A 20,819-nucleotide genomic window follows, 5' to 3' on the forward strand; every position below is an offset into this window, starting at 1 on the left:
CCCCGGGTCAGAGCAGGCCGAAGAGGAACCCGCCCGTGGCCTTCGGCTTTGCCGCGCCCGCCAGCAGCCCGTGGCGGCGCAGCGTGTCATAGGCGTGCAAATACCAGCGCGAGCCGGGATAGTTGTGGCCGAGCACGGCGGCATTGCGCCGCGCCTCCTTGACCAGGCCGAGATCAAGATAGCATTCCACCAGCCGGTCGAGCGCCTCGGGGGCGAAGGTCGTGGTCTGGTATTGCTGGACCACCACCTGATAGCGGCTGATCGCCGCGGCGTAGAGATTCTGCCGCTGGTAGAAGCGGCCGATTTCCATCTGGTGGCCGGCGAGGCGGTTCTCGACCAGGCGGAGCTTGATCCGGGCGTCGCGGGCATAGGCGCTGTCGGGGAAGCGGGAGACCACGTCCTGCAAGGCCTGGGCGGCTTCGAGGGTGAAGGTCTGGTCGCGCTGGACGTCCTCGATCTGCTCGTAGAAGCAGAGCGCCTTCAGGTAGTAGGCATAGGCCGCCTCGGGGCTTGCCGGGTGCAGCTCGATGAAGCGGTTCAGCGCGCTGACCGCGGAGTCGAAATTCTGCCGTCGGTATTGCGCGTAGCCCTGGAGCAGCTCGGCATGGCTCGCCCAGGTCGAATAGGGGTAGTTTACCTCGATCTCGCCGAAGAGCTGGGCGGCCTTCTTGTTCTCGCCCTTGTGCAGCTGGGCGATGCCCTCGGCATAGAGCGCGTCGGCCGGTTGCAGCGGCTTGGCGGCGTGCTTGTGCGCGGCGGCGCCGGTCTTGGCGCTGCCGCCGAACAGGCCGCAGCCGCCGAGGGCGAGCGGCGAGAGCAGGAGCAGGGCCGGCAGCGCGCGCGGGCGGCGCCGGCGCGTGCGCGGCTGCGAGGGGGAGAAGCGGGCCGGCCGAGCCGGAGTCTGCGAATGCGTCATCGGGCCGGGCTTATAGCATGTGATTCGGCGCCGCGAAGCCTCTGGCCGGCGCGGGTGCCGCGAAAGGTTCGGGAAAGCTTGCAAAACCGGGTGAAAAAGCCTATTCCCGCGGCAACCGCGGACATGGTGTCCACGGCTTGTCGCCAGACCGTTGCCGGGACGACGTGGACTATCCCGGCCGGGTCGGCGCGCGGCGCTGCGGAATTCCCTCTCATGGAAATCCCGGCATGCCGGCGCCGCCTCGAAACGGTGCGCAACGGTGGCACCCGAAACCCCGTCCGGACCCGTCCGGACAGTCGTGACCGCAACGGATGGAATTCCGGGCGGCGCGCCAGCCAAACCGGCCGCAAGACGGTCTCGTTTCAAGGATTCAAACCGCTTCATGGGTTCAACCGCAACTGCCATGCGCTCGCAGGGCGCTGATCATAATTCCGGCACCGAGGATTTCGCCGCGCTGCTCGACAGCACGCTCGGCAGCAATACCGGCTTCGAGGGCTCGGTCGTCTCCGGCCGGGTGTCGCGCATTGATGATGACTATGTCGTCGTCGATGTCGGGCTGAAGAGCGAGGGCCGCGTGCCGCTGAAGGAATTCGGCGCGCAGGAGATCAAGTCCGGCGACACGTTCGATCTGTATATCGAGCGCTACGAGGACAAGGACGGCTCGATCGTGCTGTCGCGCGAGAAGGCGCGCCGCGAGGAGGCCTGGACGGCGCTGGAGCGCGCCTATGAGCAGCAGGCGCGGGTCAATGGCGTGATCCACGGCCGGGTCAAGGGCGGCTTCACCGTCGATCTCGGCGGCGCGACGGCGTTCCTGCCGGGCAGCCAGGTGGATATCCGCCCGGTGCGCGACGTCACCCCGCTGATGGGCGTGCAGCAGCCGTTCCAGATCCTCAAGATGGATCGCGCGCGCGGCAACATCGTGGTCTCGCGCCGCGCCGTGCTCGAGGAGACCCGGGCGGAGCAGCGCAGCGAGCTGATCCAGGGCCTCAAGGAAGGCCAGATCCTCGATGGCGTGGTCAAGAACATCACCGATTACGGCGCCTTCGTCGATCTCGGCGGCGTCGATGGCCTGCTGCACGTGACCGACATCGCCTGGCGGCGCATCAACCACCCGGCCGAGGCGCTGACCATCGGCCAGCCGGTGCGGGTGCAGGTGATCCGCTTCAACCCCGACACCCAGCGCATCAGCCTCGGCATGAAGCAGCTCGAGACCGATCCGTGGGAAGGCGTGGACGTCAAGTATCCGCCGGGAATCAAGGCGACCGGCCGGGTCACCAACATCACCGACTACGGCGCCTTCGTGGAGCTGGAGCCGGGCGTCGAGGGTCTCGTGCACGTCTCCGAGATGTCGTGGACCAAGAAGAACGCGCATCCCGGCAAGATCGTCGCGACGAGCCAGGAAGTCGAGGTCATGGTACTCGACGTGGATGCCGGCAAGCGCCGCATTTCGCTCGGCCTCAAGCAGGTTCAGCGCAACCCGTGGGAGCAGTTCCTCGACGAGCACCCGGTGGGCTCGATCGTCGAAGGCGAGATCCGCAACATGACCGAGTTCGGCCTGTTCGTCGGCCTTGCGCCGGAGATCGACGGCATGGTCCACATGTCCGACCTGTCGTGGGACGAGCCGGGCGAACTCGCCATGGCGAAGTTCAACAAGGGCGACGTGGTCAAGGCGAAGGTTCTCGACGTCGATGTCGAGAAGGAGCGCATCAGCCTCGGCGTGAAGCAGCTTGAGGAAGATCCCGCCGCCGGCGTGCTCGACCGTGTCCACAAGGGCATGATCGTGACCTGCGTGATCACCGCGGTGCAGGCGAACGGCCTCGAGGTGAAGGTGGACGACGTTCTCACCGGCTTCATCCGCCGCGCCGAACTCGCCCGCGACAAGGCCGACCAGCGGCCGGAGAAGTTCGCGCCGGGCGAGAAGATCGACGCCAAGATCACCGCTGTCGACCGCGCCGCGCGCAAGCTGCAGCTCACGGTCAAGGGCAAGGAGATCGACGAGGAGAAGCAGGCGATGGCCGATTACGGCTCGTCCGACTCGGGCGCCTCGCTCGGCGACATCCTCGGCGCCGCCATCCGCCGCCGCAACCAGCAGGCGCAGGGCGAGAACTGAACCGGCGCGCGCCCGGCTCCGGCGCCATGCCGGGTCCGGGCATGCCGGGCGGCGCTTTTGCACCGCAGGACCAACGGGAACGCCGCCCCCAAGGGGCGGCGTTTGTTGTTGACGGCGTTTGTTATTGGTGGGGGTTGCCGATGGCGGTCGGGCGAAGCGGCCGGTCAGGGCCAGCGCCCCTCGGCGCTTTCGATCTGGGCGCGGGTGGTCAGCCGGTAGGGGCCTTCGGCGATTTCCGGCGCGTGGTCCGGCAGTTTTTCGGGATCGGCCCAGCATTCGGGGTCGCCCAGGGTCTGGGTGCAGTAGGGCGGCGGCCGCGGCGGGACGTATTTCGGCGCGCAATAGCTCTTGTCCGGTCGAGCCGGACCATCGAGCAATCGCGCCCGGTGACCAGCGAGACGACCGCATCCGGCACGGTGCGGTGGATCGTGGTCAGCGTGACGACATTCGCGGCCACGGTGGCACCCGCACCGATGCCGCACCCGGCGAGCGGGACCGCGCAGAGCATGACAAGCATTCGTCGCATTGCCGGTAGAATGCCATGAAAAAATGAAGACCCGGTTACGTTGCCCAACGTGCCGCGCGCGGCTATGGTCCGCCGCGAAAACCCGATCCAGCCCGCGGGATACCCTCCCCGGCGCCAAGCGAGCGAGAGCCCGAGTGCCCGATATTTTCGATGAAGTCGCCGAAGACCTGCGTGCCGAACGCACGCGTCAGTTCCTCGTCCGGTATGCCGGCGCGATGGCCGGCGCAGCACTGGTCGTGCTGGTCGCGATCGGCGGGTGGAAGGCGTGGCAGTGGCACCGCCACCTTCTCGATGTGCGGGCGGCGGAAGGCTACACCGCGCTGATCGCCGAGATCGGCCAGCAGGCGGGCGGGGCGACCAAGGCGGGCGATCTGGCCGATGCGAAGCGGCTTGCTGGATATGCCGCCAGCGCGCCGGCCGGCTATGCCAATCTCGCCCGGCTGCGCGCCGCCGCACTTTACGAGCAGGGCGGCGATGGCAAGGCCGCGCAACGCCAGTGGGCGGCGATCGCGGCACCGGGCAGCGGCGCGCTGCCGACGATCCGCGACCTCGCGATCCTGCTCGGCGCGCAGCACGAGATGGACGGCAAGAACGCCGCCGCCGCCCGCGCCGGGCTGCAGACGCTGAACCGGCCGGGCAATCCGTGGCAGCCGCTGGCCCAGCTCGACCTCGCCCTGCTCGACATCCACGCCGGCAAGACCGCCTCCGCCGGCGCCCTGCTGGCGGAGGTGAGCGCCAACCCCGCCTCCGCGCCCAATCTGCGCAATCTCGCCCAGGGCCTGATTGCGAAACTGAAGGGATGACCCGCCGGACCATGACCGATCTTCGCGCCCTTTCCACCATCGGGCGGCGCGGCGCGCTGCTGTCGTCGCTGGCGATGCTCTCCGGCTGCGGCCTGCTCTCCACCCCGCCGAAGCCGCCGGTGCCGGGCCGCAAGATCCCGGTGCTGCCGCCGCACAACCCGCTGCGGGTTGCCGCCGGGGCGCCGCCGGTGACGCTGCCGGCACCGCAGACGCGGACCGGCTGGGGCCAGGCCGGCGCCACCGCCGCGCACGATGCCGGGGTGAGCGCCCTGCCCGCGCGGCTGCGCATGGCCTGGCACGACGATATCGGCGCCGGCGCCACCTATCGCCGCACGCTGCACGCCGCCCCGGTGATTGCCGGCGGGCGGGTGTTCACCGTGGATGCCAATGGCGTGGTCGAGGCCCGCGCGATCGCCGATGGACATCGGCTCTGGCGACATTCGATGCGCCCGCGGCACGACAACAGCTTCGCCTATGGCGGCGGGCTCGCGGCGGATGACGCGGCGCTGTATGTCGCCTCGGGCTTCGGCCAGCTCCTCGCCCTCGATCCGGCGAGCGGCAAGCCGCGCTGGACGAAAACGCTCGACCAGCCGTTCCGCTCGGCCCCCGGGCTCGGCGGCGGGATGATCTTCGTCATCATGCTCGACAACACGCTCCAGGCCTTCGATGCGAAGACCGGCGCCTTCGCCTGGCGGTTCCCGACCGGGAGCGGCGCCGGCGGGTCGATGTTCGGCGCCGGCACGCCCGCCTATCAGGACGGCATCGTGGTCGCCGGCTTCGGCTCCGGCGTGCTGGCCGGGGTGAACGCGACCGGCGGGTCGGCGGTGTGGGAGCAGAGCCTGGCGGCGGGATACGCCCAGACCAATCCGCTCGACGTCTCCAGCATCGTCGCGAGTCCGGTGATCGCCGGGGGCTGGCGATCGCGACCGGGCTGGCCGGCACCACCGTCGCCTTCGACCTGCGTTCGGGCCGGCGGATCTGGAGCATCAGCGCGGGCGGCGGCGAGACCCCGGCGGTGGCCGGCGACTGGCTGTTCCTGCTGACCGAGGGCCAGCGCCTTGCCGCGATCCGCGTCGCGGATGGCGCTGTCGGCTGGGTGACCGACCTGCCTGCCTATGGCAACCCGGCGCGGCGCCGCCAGCCGCTGTCGTGGCATGGCCCGCTGGTGGCCGGCGCCGGGCTGCTGCTGACCGGCTCGGACCGGCGGATGATCGTGGTCGATGCGCTGGCCGGCAAACTGCTCACCCCGCCCGACCAGGGGCTGGCCCTCAATGGCGAGTCCGGCCTCGCCCCGATCGCCGCCGCGGGGACGCTGTTCGCGCTCACCCGCAACGCGGTGCTGACAGCCTATCGATGACCACCTCCCCTGCCCGCACCCCGCGGGTCGCGATCTGCGGGCGGCCGAATGTCGGCAAATCCACCCTGTTCAACCGGCTGGCGGGCAAGCGCATCGCGCTCGTCGCCGATGAGCCCGGCGTCACCCGCGACCGCAAGGAAGCCTGGGGCGAGCTTGCCGGGGTGAAGGTCCAGCTGATCGACACCGCCGGCCTTGAGGAAGCGCCGCCGGACACGCTGCCCGGGCGGATGCGCGCCTCGACCGGGACGGCGGTGGACGAGGCCGATCTCGTGCTGTTCGTGTTCGACGCCCGCGCCGGGCTGCTGCCGGAGGACCGGCATTTCGCCGCCTGGCTGCGACGGACGGGCAAGCCGGTCATTGTCGTCGCCAACAAGGCGGAGGGGCGCGGCGGCAGCAACGCGGCGCTGGAGGCCTATGCGCTCGGCCTCGGCGAGCCGGTGCCGGTGTCCGCCGAGCATAACGAGGGCGTGTCCGACCTGATCGACCGCATCATCGAGGCGCTGCCGGAAAGCGGGGCGGCGGAGGATGAGGATGGCGAGCGGCCGATGCATCTGGCCATCGTCGGGCGGCCGAATGCGGGCAAATCGACCCTGATGAACCGGCTGCTGGGCGAGCAGCGGGTGATCACCGGCCCCGAACCCGGCCTGACGCGCGACGCGATCGCCGCCGAACTGACCGATGCCACCGGGCGGCGCTACCGGCTGTTCGACACCGCCGGGCTGCGCCGGCGCGCGAGGGTCGAGGCCGGGCTGGAGAAGCTCTCCACCTCATCGACGATCGAGGCGCTGAAATTCGCCGATACGGTCGTTCTCGCCATCGACGCGCATGAGGGGCTGCACGACCAGGATTTCACCATTGCCCGGCTGATCGAGCGGGAGGGGCGCGCCTGCGTGATCGCGCTGACCAAATGGGACCTGGTGGAAGACCGCGACCGCACCCGCCGGGCCATTCTCGAACGGCTGGAGCATTCGCTCTCGCAGATGAAGGGGATCACGCTCGTGCCGCTCTCGGGCGAGACCGGCGAGGGGGTCAGGAAGCTGCTGCCGGCGGTGCGCGAGGCTGACCGGATCTGGAACACGCGGGTGACGACCGCTTCCCTCAACCGCTGGTTCGAGGGCGCGCTGGAGCGGTTTCCGCCGCCGCTGGTCGAGGGGCGGCGGCTGAAGCTGCGCTATATCACCCAGGTCAAGGCGCGGCCGCCGAGTTTCGCGGTGTTCGGCACCAGGGCGGAGCTGACGCCGGACAGTTACCAGCGCTACCTCGTGAACTCGCTGCGCGAGAAATTCGGCCTCGACGGCGCACCGATCCGCCTTGCACTGCGCGGCACCAAGAACCCCTACGCCGACGAATAGGCCGGCCGGCGCGCGGGCAGAGCATCTTTATCCGATCAGATGAGTCCATCTGATCGGATGATGCTCTAGTATTGCCCGTTCTGGTAGCCGTTGCCCTGGTCATACGGGTTGCCCTGATTGTAGGGATTCCCCTGATTGTACGGGTTGCCCTGGTCGGGAGCGCCGTTGTTGTAGGGGGCACGGTGATCCTGCCGGTATTGGCCGCTCTGCGGATACTGGTTGCCCTGCCGGTATTGGCCGTTCTGCGGATACTGGTTGCCCTGCTGATACTGGCCGTCCTGCCGATATTCGTTGTCGTGGCGGTACTGGTCGCCTTGCGGCCTGTCGGGGCGGCGATAGGCGCCATAGGCGCCGGGCGGCGGGGCGGGTTGCGGGGTTGTCAGCGCGCCACCGAGGGCGCCGACCGCGCCGCCGATCAGCGCGCCGGTGGCTGGGCTGCCGCCGGTGGCTGCCCCGATCGCGGCCCCCGTGCCGGCGCCGATCGCCGCCCCGCCCAGGGCGCGCTGGCCGGGATCATAGGGGTTGGTGCAGCCGGCGAGCGCCAGCGCCGCGGCGACCACCGCGACGGCGGCGCCGGAACGCCGCAGAGAGCGGCGCGGGAAAAGGCGGGATGGGATCGGGGTCATGCTCTGCTCCTCCTCAGATCGGCCGCATGACGTCCCGGCCCTGCCGGAATGGATGTCGCGCGGCCATAACGTCGTCATGACGGCGGGAGATGGCCCGGCGATGGTGGAAATGTGGCGATTGTGGAGCAGACGGCCCGCGCCGCGGGGGCGGAGCGGTCTGTCCGGCCGGATGGAAACATCCAGTCGGACAGATGAGTCCCGCAGCGCCGCCGCTTGATGCTCTATTTATCAATACCATAGAGCACTACATTCGATCCGGATGGATCGGAAAGTGCTCTAAAGCGCGCCGCCGCGCCGGCCGATGGCGCCGCCGAGGCGTAGGCGCAGGGCGTTCAGCTTGATGAAGCCGGCCGCGTCCTGCTGGTTGTAGGCGCCCTCGTCGTCCTCGAAGGTGACCATCCGCGCCGAGTAGAGCGAGTTGGGGCTTTCGCGGCCGGCGACGATCACGTTGCCCTTGTAGAGTTTCAGGCGCACCCGGCCGGTGACGGAGTTCTGGCTGGCGTCGATCAGCGCCTGGAGCATGCGCCGCTCGGGGCTGAACCAGAAGCCGTTATAGATCAGCTCGGCATAGCGCGGCATCAGGCTGTCCTTCAGATGCGCGGCCTCGCGGTCGAGCGTGATGCTCTCGATGGCGCGATGCGCCGCCAGCAGGATCGTGCCGCCCGGGGTTTCATAGACGCCGCGCGACTTCATGCCGACGAACCGGTTCTCGACGAGGTCGAGCCGGCCGATGCCGTTGTCGCGGCCCAGCTCGTTGAGCCTGGTGAGCAATGTCGCCGGCGAGAGCGCCTCCCCGTTCAGCGCCACCGCGTCGCCCTGGGCGAAATCGATGCTGATTTCGGTGACCACGTCCGGCGCCGCCTCGGGGCTGATCGTCCGCTGGTAGACGATCTCGTCCGGCGCCTCGGCGGGGTCTTCGAGGATCTTGCCCTCGGAGGAGGAGTGCAGCAGGTTCGCATCGACCGAGAACGGCGCCTCGCCGCGCTTGTCGCGGGCGATGGGGATCTGGTGCGCCTCGGCGAATTCGAGCAGCTTCGTACGGCTGGTCAGGCTCCATTCGCGCCAGGGGGCGACGACCTTCACATCCGGCTTCAGCGCGTAATAGGCGAGTTCGAAGCGGACCTGGTCGTTGCCCTTGCCGGTCGCGCCATGGGCCACGGCGTCGGCCCCCACCGCCTCGGCGATCTCGATCTGGCGCTGCGCGATCAGCGGCCGGGCGATCGAGGTGCCGAGCAGGTACTGGCCCTCGTAGAGCGCGTTGGCGCGGAACATCGGGAAGACGAAATCCTTCACGAAGGTTTCGCGCAGATCCTCGACGAAGATTTCCTTGACGCCGAACATCTCGGCCTTGCGCCGCGCCGGCTCCAGCTCCTCGCCCTGGCCGAGATCGGCGGTGAAGGTGACGACCTCCGCCGCCCGCTCGGTCTGCAGCCAGCGGAGAATGACACTGGTATCGAGCCCGCCCGAATAGGCCAGCACAACTTTCTTTACGGTGTTTTCAGCCATCGTTCTCTGTCCCGGTTCTGCCTCAGGCGCGGCCTATCAGCCGGATCGCGGCGGGGCAAGAGCCGGCGCGGCGGATCAGGTCGACGTGGTGGGCGGTGCGGCGGCCGGTTTCGGCCCGACCAGCCGGCGCAGCCGCGCGATGGTCGCCGGCGTGTCCCAATCCCCCGCCCCTTGCAGCGAGGCGACCATCTGCCCCGCGCGATCGACGATCACGGTGAAGGGGATGCCGCCGATGTTGAACGCATCGAGCGCGCTCGAACTCGGGTCGAGCAGCATCGGCACGCCGGTGATGTGATGGCGGGCGAAATAGGGGCGCACCGCCTTGATCCCCTGGCTGTCCACCGAGATCGGCAGGACGCGCATGCCATCGGCGCGGATTTTCGGGTCGAGCGCCAGCAGCGTCGGCAGTTCGGCGCGGCAGGGCGGGCACCAGGTGGCCCAGAAATTCACCACCAGCCCCTCGCCGCGGAAGGCGGCGAGCGTCATCCGCCGGCCGGAGGCGTCGAGGAAATGGAAATCCGGCTCCGGCTGCGGCACCGTCGCGTCGAGATTGGGGCCGACATCCGGCAGCGTCATCGCCGCGGCGGATTTGCCGATCCCGGCGAGCGAAGTTAAGTCAGGCAGCACAAGACCCGCACCCAGTTGCGCGAACCGCCGCCGAGAAAGCCCGAAACGCATGACCGCCGATACCTCTTCCAAATCGAATACGACGAAGTCTGGTGCCGAACAGGCCGAAACGCAACCATCGAGCCTGCAATGGGGCGGGCGTTTCGCCGCCGGTCCCGCAGCCGTGATGCAGGCGATCAACGCCTCGATCGGGTTCGACCAGCGGCTCTGGCGCGAGGATATCGAGGGCAGCCTCGCCCATGCCGGCATGCTCGCGGCGCAGGGCATCATCTCGGCCGATGACGAGACGGCGATCCGCGCCGGGCTCGGCGAGATCGCCGGGGCGATCGCCGACGGCGCCTTCACCTTCGATCCCGCGCTGGAGGACATCCACACCAATATCGAGGCCTGGCTGGTCGCGCGGATCGGCGAGGCGGGGCGGCGGCTGCACACCGCGCGCAGCCGCAACGACCAGGTGGCGACCGATTTCAGGCTCTGGGTGCGCAAGGCGATCGACAGTCTCGACGAGCAGGTGCGCTCGCTGATGCGCGCGCTGGCCGACCGCGCGGCCGAGCACGCGGGCACCATCATGCCCGGCTTCACCCATTTGCAGACCGCCCAGCCGGTGACGCTCGGGCATCATCTGCTCGCCTATGTCGAGATGCTGGGGCGCGACCGCGGCCGCCTCGCGGATGCGCGCCGGCGGCTGAACGAATGCCCGCTCGGCGCCGCCGCGCTGGCCGGCACCACCTTCCCGATCGACCGCTTCATGACCGCCGCCGCCCTCGGCTTCGACCGGCCGACCGCGAATTCGCTCGATTCGGTGTCCGACCGCGACTTCGCGCTTGAATTCCTCTCGGCGCTCTCCATCCTCGCGATGCATCTTTCGCGTTTCGCCGAGGAGATCATCATCTGGACCAGCGCGCCCTATCGCTTCATCCGGCTGTCCGACGCCTATACCACCGGCTCGTCGATCATGCCGCAGAAGCGCAACCCCGACGCCGCCGAGCTGGCCCGGGCCAAGGCGGGGCGGATTTTCGGCGCGCTCGCCGGGCTGCTCGCGGTGATGAAGGGCCTGCCGCTCGCCTATGCGAAGGACATGCAGGAGGACAAGGAGCCGGTGTTCGACGCCGCCGACGCCGCCGAGCTGTGCCTCGCCGCGATGACCGGCATGGTGCGCGACATGGAGCCTGACGCGGGGCGGATGCGCGCGGTGGCCGGCGCCGATTTCGCCACCGCGACCGACCTTGCCGACTATCTCGTGCGCGATCTCGGCCTGCCCTTCCGCACCGCCCATCACGTGACCGGGCAGATCGTGAGCGCCGCCGAGTCGCGCGGGCTCGACCTCGTCGCCCTGCCGCTCGCGGTGATGCAGGAGATCGAGCCGCGGATCACCGAGGCGGTGTATGATGTGCTGACCATCGAGGCCTCGGTCGCCGCGCGCCGCACCTTCGGCGGCACCGCGCCCGACAATGTCGCCCGCGCCGCGGCGCGCTGGCAGGAGGCGCTGGCATGACCCGCGGACTGCTGCTGGTTGTGCTGGCCTGCGCCGCCCTCGCCGCCTGCGGCCGCGCCGGCGCGCCCTCGCCGCCCGGCCCGGCGGGGCAGATCACCTATCCGCACCAATATCCCTCCGAATGATGAACGCCCTCACCCGCGACCAGGCCTGGCATCGGCTCGTCGCCACCCGGCCGAACCTGTCCTTCCACGCGATGGACGGGCTTTGCCTCGATGGCGTGCCGCTGGCCGCCATCGCCGCCAGCCACGGGACGCCGAGCTGGGTCTACAGCGCCGCAACGATCGAGGGGCGGCTCGCCGCCCTGCGCGCGTCCTTCACCGCCGAGGGGCTGACCCCCGCGATCCGCTACGCGGTGAAGGCGAACGACCATCTCGCCATCCTCGGCCTGGTGCGGGAAGGCGGCGCCGGGGCGGATGTGACCAGCGCGGGGGAGTTCGCCCGCGCCGCCGCCGCCGGGATCGCGCCGGGGGCGATGGTGTTCTCCGGCGTGGGCAAGCGGGAGGACGAGCTGCGCCGCGCGCTGGCCGCCGGCATCGGCCAGATCAATGTCGAAAGCGCCGAGGAGCTGGAGATGATCTCCGGCATCGCCGCGTCGATGGGGGTTGCGGCACCGGTCGCGCTGCGGGTGAACCCGGATGTCGCGGCTGGCGGACACGACAAGATCAGCACCGGCCGCAAGGGCGACAAGTTCGGCATCGGCTTCGATGACGCGGGCGCGCTCTACCGCCGCGCCGCCGCCCTGCCCGGCATCGCGGCGGTCGGGTTTTCGACCCATATCGGCAGCCAGATCTTCGCCCCCGACGCCTTCGAGGCGGCGTATCGGCGGGTGCTCGGGCTGATCGGGGCGCTGCGCGGCGAGGGGCTCGCGCTGCGCCGCTTCGACCTCGGCGGCGGCTTCGGCATTCCTTATGACGACGGCGCCGCCTTCCCGCTCGCGGCGCAGGCGGCGATGGTGCGCCGCGTGCTCGGCGGCCATGATCTCGACCTGATCGTCGAGCCCGGCCGCTGGCTGGTGGGCCCGGCCGGCGTGCTGATCGCCCGGGTGACGCTGATCAAGCGCGCCGGGGCGGAGCGCTTCGTCGTGCTCGATGCCGGGATGAACGACCTGATGCGCCCGGCGCTTTACGGCGCGCGGCACGGCATCGTCCCCATCGGCGCCGCCGATGCCGCGGGCGCGCCGCTGCCGGCCGAGGCGGTGGGGCCGGTCTGCGAGAGCAGCGACCGTTTCGGCACCCACGACCTGCCCGATCTCGCCCCCGGCGCGCTGGTCGCGCTGCTCGATGCCGGGGCCTATGGCGCGACGATGAGCAGCACCTATAACGGCCGGCCGCTCGCCGCCCAGGTGATGATCGCCGATGGCGCGCCGCATCTGATCCGCCGGCGGCAGGCGCTCGACGATCTCTGGCGCGACGAGATCGTGCCGCAGCGCCGGTAATGCCGGCGGCGCGCCTCGCCCGGCTGCGGCGGCGGGCGCGCCGCGTGCTGGTGGCCGAGGCCGTCGCCATCGCCGCGATGCCGCCCGCCGGAGTGGTCGCGGTGTTCCTGATCGTCGGGCTCGCCGGATTCGGCGGCTGGCGGGCCGATCTCGCCGGCCTCATCACCCTCGGCCTCGCGCTGCGCCACGCCATCCGCCGCTATCGCCCACCCGCGGCGGAGGCCGCCGACCGCCGGATCGAGCGGGATTCCCGCCTGCATCACCGCCCGCTCGCCGCCTATGGCGACGCGCCGGCGCTGGCCGGCGCGGCACCGCTCTGGGAGGCGCACCGCGCCCGCACCGATCGCGCGCTCGCCACCGCCAGGGTCGGCCTGCCGCGGCCGGATTTCACCGCACATGATCCGTTCGCGCTGCGCTTTCTGCTCCTGCTCGGCCTGATCGCCGCCTGGGCCGCCGCGGGATCGCGGGCCGGATCGCGGCTCGCGGCCAGTGTCGATTTCGCCTCGCCCTTCGCCCGCCCCGGCCTTGCCGTGCAGGCCTGGATCACGCCGCCGCGCTGGGCGGGGGCGACGCCGCGCCTGATCGGGGCGGGCTCGGGCAAGGTGACGGCGCTTGCCGGCTCGACGCTCGCCATCATCGTCACCGGCGCCGGCGATGCCGCCCCGGCGGCGTGGATCGGCGGCAAGGCGCTGGGGTTCGCCGGCATCGGCACCGGCAGCTTCCGCGCGCGGGAGACGCTCGACCGCACGACGACGCTGCGCATCGGGCCGTTCTGGAACCGGATCGCGCGGGAGCGGATCATGGTGATCGCGCCGACGCCGCCGCGAATCGGCTTCGCCGCGCCGCCGGCGCCGACCGCGGCGGCGCGGCGCGTCGCCCTCGCCTGGCGCGGCGTCAGCCGCTACGGGCTAACTGCGCTGCGCCTCGTGCTGCGGCCGGTGGATGCGCCGGGCGCGAGGGCCGACCGCGCCGCGCTGCCGGTGGCAAAGCCGCATGGCGAGCGCATCGCCGGCAGCACCCGGCTCGACCTGCTGGCCAGCCCGCTCGCGGGCATGACGGTGGATGCCACGCTCGCCGCGGTGAACCGCGCCGGGCAAACCGGGCGCTCGGCGCCCGCGCGCCTCGCCCTGCCCGCCCCCGCGCTGCACGACCCGACGGCGCGGGCGCTGGAGGCGATCCGCCAGGCGCTGGCGCGCGGCGAACCGGGTCGCCCGGCGCTCGCCGCCCGGCTCGGCACCCTCGCCGCCACGCCGCCGGGCAAGCTGACGCCGGGCACACGCGCGGCGCTTGCGCGGTTCGCCGCCGGATTCGGCCCGACGGCCCCGGATTACGCACAGGCCGAGGCAGGGCTGTGGACGCTGGTGCAGCGCGCGGAACTCGGCGCCGCCTACAAGGCGACGCGCCAGCTCGACGCGGCGGCGCAGACGCTGCATCAGGCGCTGGCGCGCGCCCTTGCCGGTCACCGCATGGAGCGGGCGCGGTTTCAACAGCTGATGCAGCAGCTCGACCGGGCGATGCAGGCGCGGCAGGACGCGACAAAGCGGTCTGCGCGCGGCGATCAGGCACAGCAGGCGGCGCAGCGCACGGCGATCGACCGGCTGGCAAACCAGATCCGGCAGGAGCTGGCCTCCGGGCAGACGGCGCAGGCCGCGCGCGACATGGCAAGGCTCGGGCAGATGCTGAACCGGCTGACCGCGCCGCAGGCGAGCGGTTCGGCGGCGGCGCAGCAGCAACAGCAGCAGCGGCAAGCGGCCGCGCGCCGGCTTGCCGCGATCATGCGCGAGGAGGCGAAGCTGATGGACCGGACCGCGCGGCGCGGCGCGATGCCGGCACCGGGCGGCCAGCCCGCTTTGCCCGCGCAGCAAGGGGCCGCCGGCCTCGCGCAGCGGCAGGAGACGCTGCGCCAGCAGCTCGCCGACGCCGCCCGGGCGATGCAGGGGGAAGGTCTGCCGGGCCAGTCGACGCTCGGCCAGGGCCAGCGGTCGATGACCGCCGCGCGCGACGCGCTTGGCACCGGCGACATTCCGGCGGCGCTCTCCGGCGAGCGGCAGGCGATCGCCTCGCTGCAACAGGCGGCGGGCGCGCTGGCGGCGATGGCGGGGCAGAACCCGGCGGGCGGAGGCCCGGTGGCGGCGGGGCAGAACGCGTCCGGCGGCGAGGGCGCGTTCGGCAACCAGAACGCCAGCGATGTCAGCCTGGGCAAGGCGGGGCTGCATTCGGCGGCGCGGCAGATCGAGAACGCGCTGATCCACCGCGACCAGAGGCCGGGCCTGCCGACGGACGCGCGCCGCTATTACGGCAGGCTGCTGGGGAGCGAATGAGGCGGGCGGCCGAAACACGAAAGGCCGCCGGCGGGATGCGGCGGCCTTCGGGCGGGCTTCCGGCCCAATCCTGCTATTGCCGATCTTGCGACTGCCAATCTTGCGACTATCAATCTCTCTACTGGCAGGCGAGGCATTCCTCGTAATCGGTGGTGCTCGCCGCGGCGGCGGGCGGCACCTTGGCGGCGGGGGCGGCCTCGCCATGCTCGTGGCGCTGCACCTTCTCGCTCACCGTATCGGCCCGCTGGATCGACAGCGAGCGGCAGTAATAGAGCGACTTCACGCCCTTCTTCCAGGCCTGATAGTGGATCTGGTGCAGGTCCCGCTTGTGGACATTGGCGGGCAGGAACACGTTGATCGACTGGCTCTGGCAGATATGCGGCGTGCGGTCGGCGGCGTGCTCGATCACCCAGCGCTGGTCAAGCTCGAAAGCGGTCTTGAAGACGGCCTTCTCGTCATCGGTGAGGAAGTCGAGATGCTGGACCGAGCCCTTGTTGACGGTGATGTTCGACCAGGTTTCCTCATCGTCGCGGCCCTTGGCGGCGAGGAGAAGCTGGAGGTGGCGGTTGCGCACCGAGAAACTGCCGGAGAGGGTTTTCTGCAGGAACACGTTGGCGGCGATCGGCTCGATGCCGGGGCTGGAATTGCCGGCGATGATCGAGATCGAGGCGGTCGGCGCGATCGCCATCTTGTGGGAGAAGCGCTCCATCACGCCATATTCGGCGGCATCCGGGCAGGGCCCGCGCTCTTCGGCGAGCTTGCGCGAGGCGGCATCGGCGCCGGCGCGGATGTGGCGGAAGATGCGGATGTTCCAGGCCTTGGCCATCGCGCTCTCGAAGGGGATGTTGAGCGATTGCAGCAGCGAGTGGAACCCCATCACGCCGAGGCCCACCGAGCGCTCGCGCATCGCCGCGTATTTGGCGCGGGCCATCGAATCGGGCGCGTTGTCGATGAAATCCTGCAGCACGTTGTCGAGGAAGCGCATCACGTCCTCGATGAATTGCGGGTTGTCGTGCCATTCGAGCCAGGTTTCGAGATTGATCGAGGACAGGCAGCAGACGGCGGTGCGCTGCTGGCCGTGCTGGTCGAGCCCGGTGGGCAGGGTGATCTCGGCGCAGAGATTGGAGGTTTTCACCTCGAGGCCGGCGAGCTTGTGGTGCTCGGGGCGGGCGTTGTTCACATGGTCGCCGAAGATGATGTAGGGCTCGCCGGTCTCGATCCGGGCGGTGAGGATGCGGATCCAGAGCGAGCGGGCCGAGACGGAGCGGACATGCGCGCCATCCTTTGGCGAGGTGAGCGGCCACATCTCGTCCGCCTCGACGGCGCGCATGAACGCGTCGGAGACCAGGATGCCGTGATGCAGGTTGAGGGCCTTGCGGTTCGGATCGCCGCCGGTGGGGCGGCGGATCTCGATGAATTCCTCGATTTCGGGATGCGAGATCGGCAGGTAGACGGCGGCCGAGCCGCGGCGCAGCGAGCCCTGGCTGATCGCCAGCGTCAGGCTGTCCATCACCCGGATGAAGGGAACGACGCCGGAGGTCTTGCCGTTCTGGCCGACCTTCTCGCCGATCGAGCGGAGATTGCCCCAGTAGGAGCCGATGCCGCCGCCCTTGGAGGCGAGCCAGACATTCTCGTTCCAGAGATCGACGATGCCTTCCAGACTGTCCGACGCCTCGTTGAGGAAGCAGGAGATCGGCAGGCCGCGCTTGGTGCCGCCGTTCGACAGAACGGGCGTCGCCGGCATGAACCAGAGCTTGCTGATGTAGTCATACAGCCGCTGGGCGTGCTCGGCGTCGTCGCCGTAATAGGAGGCGACGCGGGCGAACAGGTCCTGATAGCTCTCGCCGGGCATCAGATAGCGGTCGTTCAGCGTGGCGCGGCCGAACTCGGTGAGCAGGGAATCGCGCGTGCGGTCGATCCTGATCTGATGGCCCCCGCGGATCTGCACGTCGGTATCGAGCAGGGCGGGCTCGGGTCGGTTGATCGCGTTCATCGCAGTTGCAGCTCCTCGGTTCGGCGTGTCGCTATCACTACATATTGGGCACGCCTCGCGCAATCGACACTAGATCAAGTTGGTCCAAAAAATTTCTCTTGCCCCGAGTCGATGCGGCGGCAAGACTGTCGTTCACTTTTTGTTCCAAACTAACCCCGAAACCGTCCGCCGGCAAGCGGAATCCCCGGCAAGACGGGCGGCAGGCAAGACGGGCCGAACGAAAGACCCGCGCGAATGGCATCGCGCGGGTCCGGCATCCGAGGGGTCGGGCGGCAGGCGGGTCGGATGGCAGGCGGGTCGGGCGGCAGGCGGCGGCCGCGCTCAGCGCAACCCCTGGCAGAAGGTCTGGATGCGGGTGCAGGCGTCGCGCAGCGCCTCGGTCGAGGTCGCGTAGCTGACCCGGAAATAGCCGGGATAGACGAAGGCGCTGCCATGCACGGCGGCGACCCCCTGCTCTTCCAGCAGCGCCGTGACGAAGGCCTCGTCATCGACGATTTTGGTGCCCCCCGCCGAGGTCTTGCCGAGGCAGCCGGCGATCGAGGGGAAGACGTAGAACGCGCCCTCGGGCTTCGCACAGGTGATGCCCGGCGCCTGGTTCAGCATCGCGACCACGAGGTCGCGCCGCTCGCGATAGGCGGCGCGCATCACGTCGATCGCGTCTTCCGGGCCTTCCAGCGCGGCGAGCGCCGCCGCCTGGCTGACCGAGGAGGTGTTCGAGGTGGACTGGCTCTGCAGCTTGTCCATCGCCTTGATGAGCTGGACCGGCGCGCCGCAGAAGCCGATTCGCCAGCCGGTCATCGCATAGGCCTTGGAGCAGCCGTTCATCGTCACCGTGCGCTCGCGCAGCCTCGGCTCGACGCCGACGATGGTGGCGGGCGTGAAACCGTCATAGACGAGCTTTTCGTAGATGTCGTCGGTGAACACCCAGATGTCGGGGTGGCGGAGCAGCACGTCGCAGATCGGGCGGAGGTCTTCCGCCGAATAGGCCGCCCCGGTCGGGTTGGAGGGCGAGTTCAGCATCAGCCACTTGGTCTTCGGCGTGATCGCCGCCTCGAGATCCTCGGCGCGGAGCTTGAAGCCGTTGTTCTGGCTGCAGGGGACGAAGACCGGCTTGCCCTCGGCGAGCTGGACGATGTCGGGGTAGCTGACCCAGCAGGGTGTGGGGATGATCACCTCGTCGCCGGCTTCGACGGTGGCGAGCATGGCGTTGAAGATGACCTGCTTGCCGCCGGTCGAGACGATGATCTCCTGCGGCGTGTAGTCGATCCCGTTGTCGCGCTTGAACTTGGCGGCGGCGGCCTTGCGCAGCGCCATGGTGCCGGCGACGTCGGTATATTTGGTCTCGCCCGCCTCGATCGCGGCGATGGCGGCGCGCTTGATGTGATGGGGCGTGTCGAAATCCGGCTCGCCGGCGGAGAGGCTGATGATGTCGCGGCCCTCGGCCTTGAGCTGGCGCGCCTTGGTGGAAATGGCGATCGTCTGGCTCGGGCTGATCCGGTTCAGGCGTGCGGCGATCAGGTTCATGTGCGATACTCCCCTTGGCAACCGGCCCGATGTAACCGAACTGTCGGGCGATGAACATGGGCGCTTCGTGCGGTCCGGCCCGAATTGCGCACATGGCGGGACTTGCCGAGCCGGCGGCAACGCCATATCAGTCAGGCCCGGATGGGGTGTAGCCAAGCGGTAAGGCAGCGGATTTTGATTCCGCCATGCGGAGGTTCGAATCCTCCCACCCCAGCCAGCGCCAGCAGGGCTCGCCTCTGGCCTGGGTCAGGACGGCCCGAACCGGGCAGGAGCAGGTTTCCGACATGAACGACACGCAAGCGGCCGCACCGGCCCCGACCAGCTTCCGCCGCGCAGCGTTTTTCACCCTCTCGGCCGATCGCGGGTGGGGACAGCGGACCAGTCTCGCCCTCGCCGACCTCGCCGAGGGCGCGCGGCTCTGGCAGCTGGTCTGGACGCTCGCTTTCTACGACATCAAGCTGCGCTATCGCGGCTCGGCGCTGGGGCCGTTCTGGCTGACGATCTCGACCGGCGTGCAGGTCGGCGCGATGGCGTTTCTCTACGGCGTGCTGTTCCACACCGACATCCATACCTACCTGCCCTATCTCGCGATCTCGCTGGTGCTGTGGACCTATCTCAACACGCTGATCTCGGAGGGGAGCACCTGCTTCACCCAGACCGACACGCTGATAAAGGGCACGCGCATGCCCTTCAGCGTGCATGCCGCGCGCAACGTGGTGCGCAACACCATCGTGCTCGGGCATAACCTGATCGTGATCGTCGTCGTGTTCCTCATCATGGGCGTGCATCAGAGCCTGTATTCGTTGCTGGCGATCCCCGCCCTCGCGCTGTGGATGATCGACGCGCTGGCGATCTCGCTGCTGATGGGCGCGCTCTGCGCGCGGTTCCGCGACCTGCCGCAGATCATCCTCTCGGTGATGCAGATCGCCTTCTTCATCACCCCGGTGATCTGGTACGCCAAGGTGCTGGACAGCCACCCGATCGGCCGGCTGCTGGTCGATCTCAACCCGTTCTATCCCATCCTCGAAATCCTGCGCGCGCCGCTGCTCGGCACGCCGGTCAGCACGCGGCTGGTGCTCGCTGCGATCGGCGTCTCGGCCCTGCTGGTCGGGGTCGCGGCAATCGGCTTCGCGCGGATGCGCGGCCGCGTGGCCTACTGGGTCTAGACCATGGCATATCTGACCGCCTTCGACATCTCGGTGGATTTCCCGCTCTATCACGGGGACAGCCGGTCGCTGAAGAAAACCCTGCTCGGCCATGCCTCCTCGCGCTTCGCCCAGGACCGGCGCAGCCGCCCGGTGGTGCAGGCGCTGCGCGACATTTCCTTCTCGCTGAAAACCGGCGACCGGCTGGGGCTGATCGGCTCGAACGGCTCGGGCAAGACCACCCTGCTGCGCGCGCTCTCGGGCATCTACCAGCCGACCGCCGGCGCACTGTCGATGGAGGGGCGGCTGCAATCGCTGCTCGACCCCGGGCAGGGGATGAACCCCGACCTCACGGGGCGGGAGAATATCCGCCTGCGCGGGCGCTTTCTCGGCCTGCCGCGCCCGGAGATCGACCGGCTGGAGGCGGATGTCGAGGATTTCTCCGAACTCGCCCAGTTCCTCGATCTGCCGGTGCGCAACTATTCCTCCGGCATGGTGGTGCGCCTCGCCTTCGCGATGGCGACGGCGTTTCCCCCCGAGATCCTGCTGATGGACGAGTGGATTCTCGCCGGCGACGCCGCCTTCATGGAAAAGGCGCGCGCGCGGGTCGAGGGCATGGTGCGCCATGCCGACATTCTCGTGCTCGCCAGCCACAGCCCCTCGATCCTGGTGGAATGGTGCAACCGGCTGCTCTGGCTGGAGGGCGGGCGGATCCGCGCCGATGGCCTGCCGATGCAGGTCCTCGCCGACTATCTGCCGCCGCAGCAATATGACGAGCTGCTCGCCGCGCATGGCCGGACCAATGCCGCCGACAGGCTGCCGGCACAGGACTGAACCCTGGCCCGGGCCGCCGCGCTCTCCACAACATCTTGTGGATAAATACTCCATGACTACAACATGGGGTGAAAAACCGGATCAAGTTTCGCGCTGGCGGGTTGCCGGATCATGGCCCTGCCCCCATACTGGGGTCAGCGAATCAGACCGGTGATGACGAGGGTCGGCCATCGCGGCCAAGTGATCCTGACGATGAAGCGAGGGCGTCTGCGCGCCCCGCCGTCAGGGGTCGCTCGCCACCCTCGC

Annotated in this window: 18 protein-coding genes and 1 tRNA gene; 12 read left to right on the forward strand and 7 right to left on the reverse strand. The window is 69.7% G+C overall.

Translation table 11 applies throughout. The annotated features are described in order from the left end of the window. Positions 1-7: 7 nt before the first annotated feature. A complete protein-coding gene (locus ACIDOCELLA78_RS000000107780; protein ID WP_249676160.1) occupies positions 8-916 on the reverse strand; it encodes an outer membrane protein assembly factor BamD in 909 nt (302 codons plus the stop codon). Between the two features lie 382 nt (positions 917-1,298). On the opposite strand from ACIDOCELLA78_RS000000107780, the gene rpsA reads away from it, so the two are divergent. Beyond that, positions 1,299-3,026 carry a 30S ribosomal protein S1 gene (gene rpsA / locus ACIDOCELLA78_RS000000107785; RefSeq protein ID WP_201729102.1) on the forward strand — a complete coding sequence of 576 codons (1,728 nt, stop codon included), beginning with the start codon at positions 1,299-1,301 and terminating at the stop codon, positions 3,024-3,026. 164 nt (positions 3,027-3,190) lie between these two features. Here the strand turns inward: rpsA and ACIDOCELLA78_RS000000107790 are convergent, their stop codons facing one another. Continuing rightward, on the reverse strand, positions 3,191-3,403 hold the full coding sequence (locus tag ACIDOCELLA78_RS000000107790; protein WP_249676162.1) for a hypothetical protein: 213 nt from the start codon (positions 3,401-3,403) through the stop codon (positions 3,191-3,193). Between the two features lie 283 nt (positions 3,404-3,686). On the opposite strand from ACIDOCELLA78_RS000000107790, the gene ACIDOCELLA78_RS000000107795 reads away from it, so the two are divergent. Genes ACIDOCELLA78_RS000000107795 through der form a run of 4 tightly spaced genes read left to right on the forward strand, consistent with a single transcriptional unit; the run spans position 3,687 to position 7,064 of the window. Next, a complete protein-coding gene (locus ACIDOCELLA78_RS000000107795; protein WP_201729103.1) occupies positions 3,687-4,355 on the forward strand; it encodes a tetratricopeptide repeat protein in 669 nt (222 codons plus the stop codon). After that, positions 4,352-5,398, forward strand: a complete 1,047-nt coding sequence (locus ACIDOCELLA78_RS000000107800) for a PQQ-binding-like beta-propeller repeat protein (protein ID WP_249676164.1) — start codon at positions 4,352-4,354, stop codon at positions 5,396-5,398. The genes ACIDOCELLA78_RS000000107795 and ACIDOCELLA78_RS000000107800 overlap by 4 nt, the downstream gene beginning before the upstream one ends. Further along, positions 5,341-5,712, forward strand: coding sequence for a PQQ-binding-like beta-propeller repeat protein (locus tag ACIDOCELLA78_RS000000107805; protein WP_249676177.1), 372 nt, complete (start codon positions 5,341-5,343; stop codon positions 5,710-5,712). The genes ACIDOCELLA78_RS000000107800 and ACIDOCELLA78_RS000000107805 overlap by 58 nt, the downstream gene beginning before the upstream one ends. Next, the gene (gene der, locus ACIDOCELLA78_RS000000107810; RefSeq protein ID WP_201729104.1) at positions 5,709-7,064 is read left to right on the forward strand and encodes a ribosome biogenesis GTPase Der; all 1,356 of its coding nucleotides are present in this window, start codon (positions 5,709-5,711) and stop codon (positions 7,062-7,064) included. The genes ACIDOCELLA78_RS000000107805 and der overlap by 4 nt, the downstream gene beginning before the upstream one ends. Before the next feature lie 65 nt (positions 7,065-7,129). On the opposite strand, the gene ACIDOCELLA78_RS000000107815 is transcribed toward der, so the two are convergent. From ACIDOCELLA78_RS000000107815 to ACIDOCELLA78_RS000000107825, 3 genes are all read right to left on the reverse strand, one after another. Further along, positions 7,130-7,690 carry a YMGG-like glycine zipper-containing protein gene (locus tag ACIDOCELLA78_RS000000107815; RefSeq protein ID WP_201729105.1) on the reverse strand — a complete coding sequence of 187 codons (561 nt, stop codon included), beginning with the start codon at positions 7,688-7,690 and terminating at the stop codon, positions 7,130-7,132. Between the two features lie 276 nt (positions 7,691-7,966). Next, the gene (locus ACIDOCELLA78_RS000000107820) at positions 7,967-9,196 is read right to left on the reverse strand and encodes an argininosuccinate synthase (protein ID WP_201729106.1); all 1,230 of its coding nucleotides are present in this window, start codon (positions 9,194-9,196) and stop codon (positions 7,967-7,969) included. Positions 9,197-9,271: 75 nt separating this feature from the next. Next, positions 9,272-9,874, reverse strand: a complete 603-nt coding sequence (locus ACIDOCELLA78_RS000000107825) for a TlpA disulfide reductase family protein (protein ID WP_201729107.1) — start codon at positions 9,872-9,874, stop codon at positions 9,272-9,274. Between ACIDOCELLA78_RS000000107825 and argH the strand changes: the two genes are divergently transcribed. The 4 genes from argH to ACIDOCELLA78_RS000000107845 are packed head-to-tail and all read left to right on the forward strand — an operon-like array spanning position 9,873 to position 15,077. Further along, the gene (gene argH, locus ACIDOCELLA78_RS000000107830) at positions 9,873-11,318 is read left to right on the forward strand and encodes an argininosuccinate lyase (protein WP_201729108.1); all 1,446 of its coding nucleotides are present in this window, start codon (positions 9,873-9,875) and stop codon (positions 11,316-11,318) included. The two genes, ACIDOCELLA78_RS000000107825 and argH, sit on opposite strands and share 2 nt — an antisense overlap. After that, positions 11,315-11,443 (forward strand): hypothetical protein, encoded by a 129-nt coding sequence (locus ACIDOCELLA78_RS000000107835; RefSeq protein WP_283770848.1) that lies wholly within the window; start codon positions 11,315-11,317, stop codon positions 11,441-11,443. Before argH ends, ACIDOCELLA78_RS000000107835 begins: the two co-directional genes overlap by 4 nt. Then, positions 11,440-12,756, forward strand: a complete 1,317-nt coding sequence (gene lysA, locus ACIDOCELLA78_RS000000107840) for a diaminopimelate decarboxylase (RefSeq protein ID WP_201729109.1) — start codon at positions 11,440-11,442, stop codon at positions 12,754-12,756. The genes ACIDOCELLA78_RS000000107835 and lysA overlap by 4 nt, the downstream gene beginning before the upstream one ends. Then, positions 12,756-15,077, forward strand: coding sequence for a DUF4175 family protein (locus tag ACIDOCELLA78_RS000000107845; protein WP_201729110.1), 2,322 nt, complete (start codon positions 12,756-12,758; stop codon positions 15,075-15,077). Before lysA ends, ACIDOCELLA78_RS000000107845 begins: the two co-directional genes overlap by 1 nt. A 118-nt stretch (positions 15,078-15,195) precedes the next feature. Here the strand turns inward: ACIDOCELLA78_RS000000107845 and ACIDOCELLA78_RS000000107850 are convergent, their stop codons facing one another. Further along, a complete protein-coding gene (locus ACIDOCELLA78_RS000000107850) occupies positions 15,196-17,070 on the reverse strand; it encodes a ribonucleoside-diphosphate reductase subunit alpha (RefSeq protein ID WP_201729111.1) in 1,875 nt (624 codons plus the stop codon). A 321-nt stretch (positions 17,071-17,391) separates the two neighbouring features. Continuing rightward, positions 17,392-18,594 (reverse strand): pyridoxal phosphate-dependent aminotransferase, encoded by a 1,203-nt coding sequence (locus tag ACIDOCELLA78_RS000000107855; protein WP_201729112.1) that lies wholly within the window; start codon positions 18,592-18,594, stop codon positions 17,392-17,394. A 142-nt stretch (positions 18,595-18,736) separates the two neighbouring features. Here ACIDOCELLA78_RS000000107855 and ACIDOCELLA78_RS000000107860 point away from each other — a divergent pair. The 3 genes from ACIDOCELLA78_RS000000107860 to ACIDOCELLA78_RS000000107870 all read left to right on the forward strand — a co-directional run bounded on the left by ACIDOCELLA78_RS000000107860 (position 18,737) and on the right by ACIDOCELLA78_RS000000107870 (position 20,573). Then, a tRNA-Gln gene (locus ACIDOCELLA78_RS000000107860) sits at positions 18,737-18,811 on the forward strand. Next, positions 18,780-19,760: an ABC transporter permease gene (locus tag ACIDOCELLA78_RS000000107865; RefSeq protein WP_249676167.1), complete on the forward strand. Its 981-nt coding sequence runs from the start codon at positions 18,780-18,782 to the stop codon at positions 19,758-19,760. The genes ACIDOCELLA78_RS000000107860 and ACIDOCELLA78_RS000000107865 overlap by 32 nt, the downstream gene beginning before the upstream one ends. A gap of 3 nt (positions 19,761-19,763) precedes the next feature. Beyond that, complete coding sequence (locus tag ACIDOCELLA78_RS000000107870; protein WP_201729113.1) at positions 19,764-20,573, forward strand: ABC transporter ATP-binding protein; 810 nt, start codon at positions 19,764-19,766, stop codon at positions 20,571-20,573. The last annotated feature ends 246 nt before the right edge of the window (positions 20,574-20,819 follow it).

The organism is Acidocella sp. C78, from assembly GCF_907164655.1.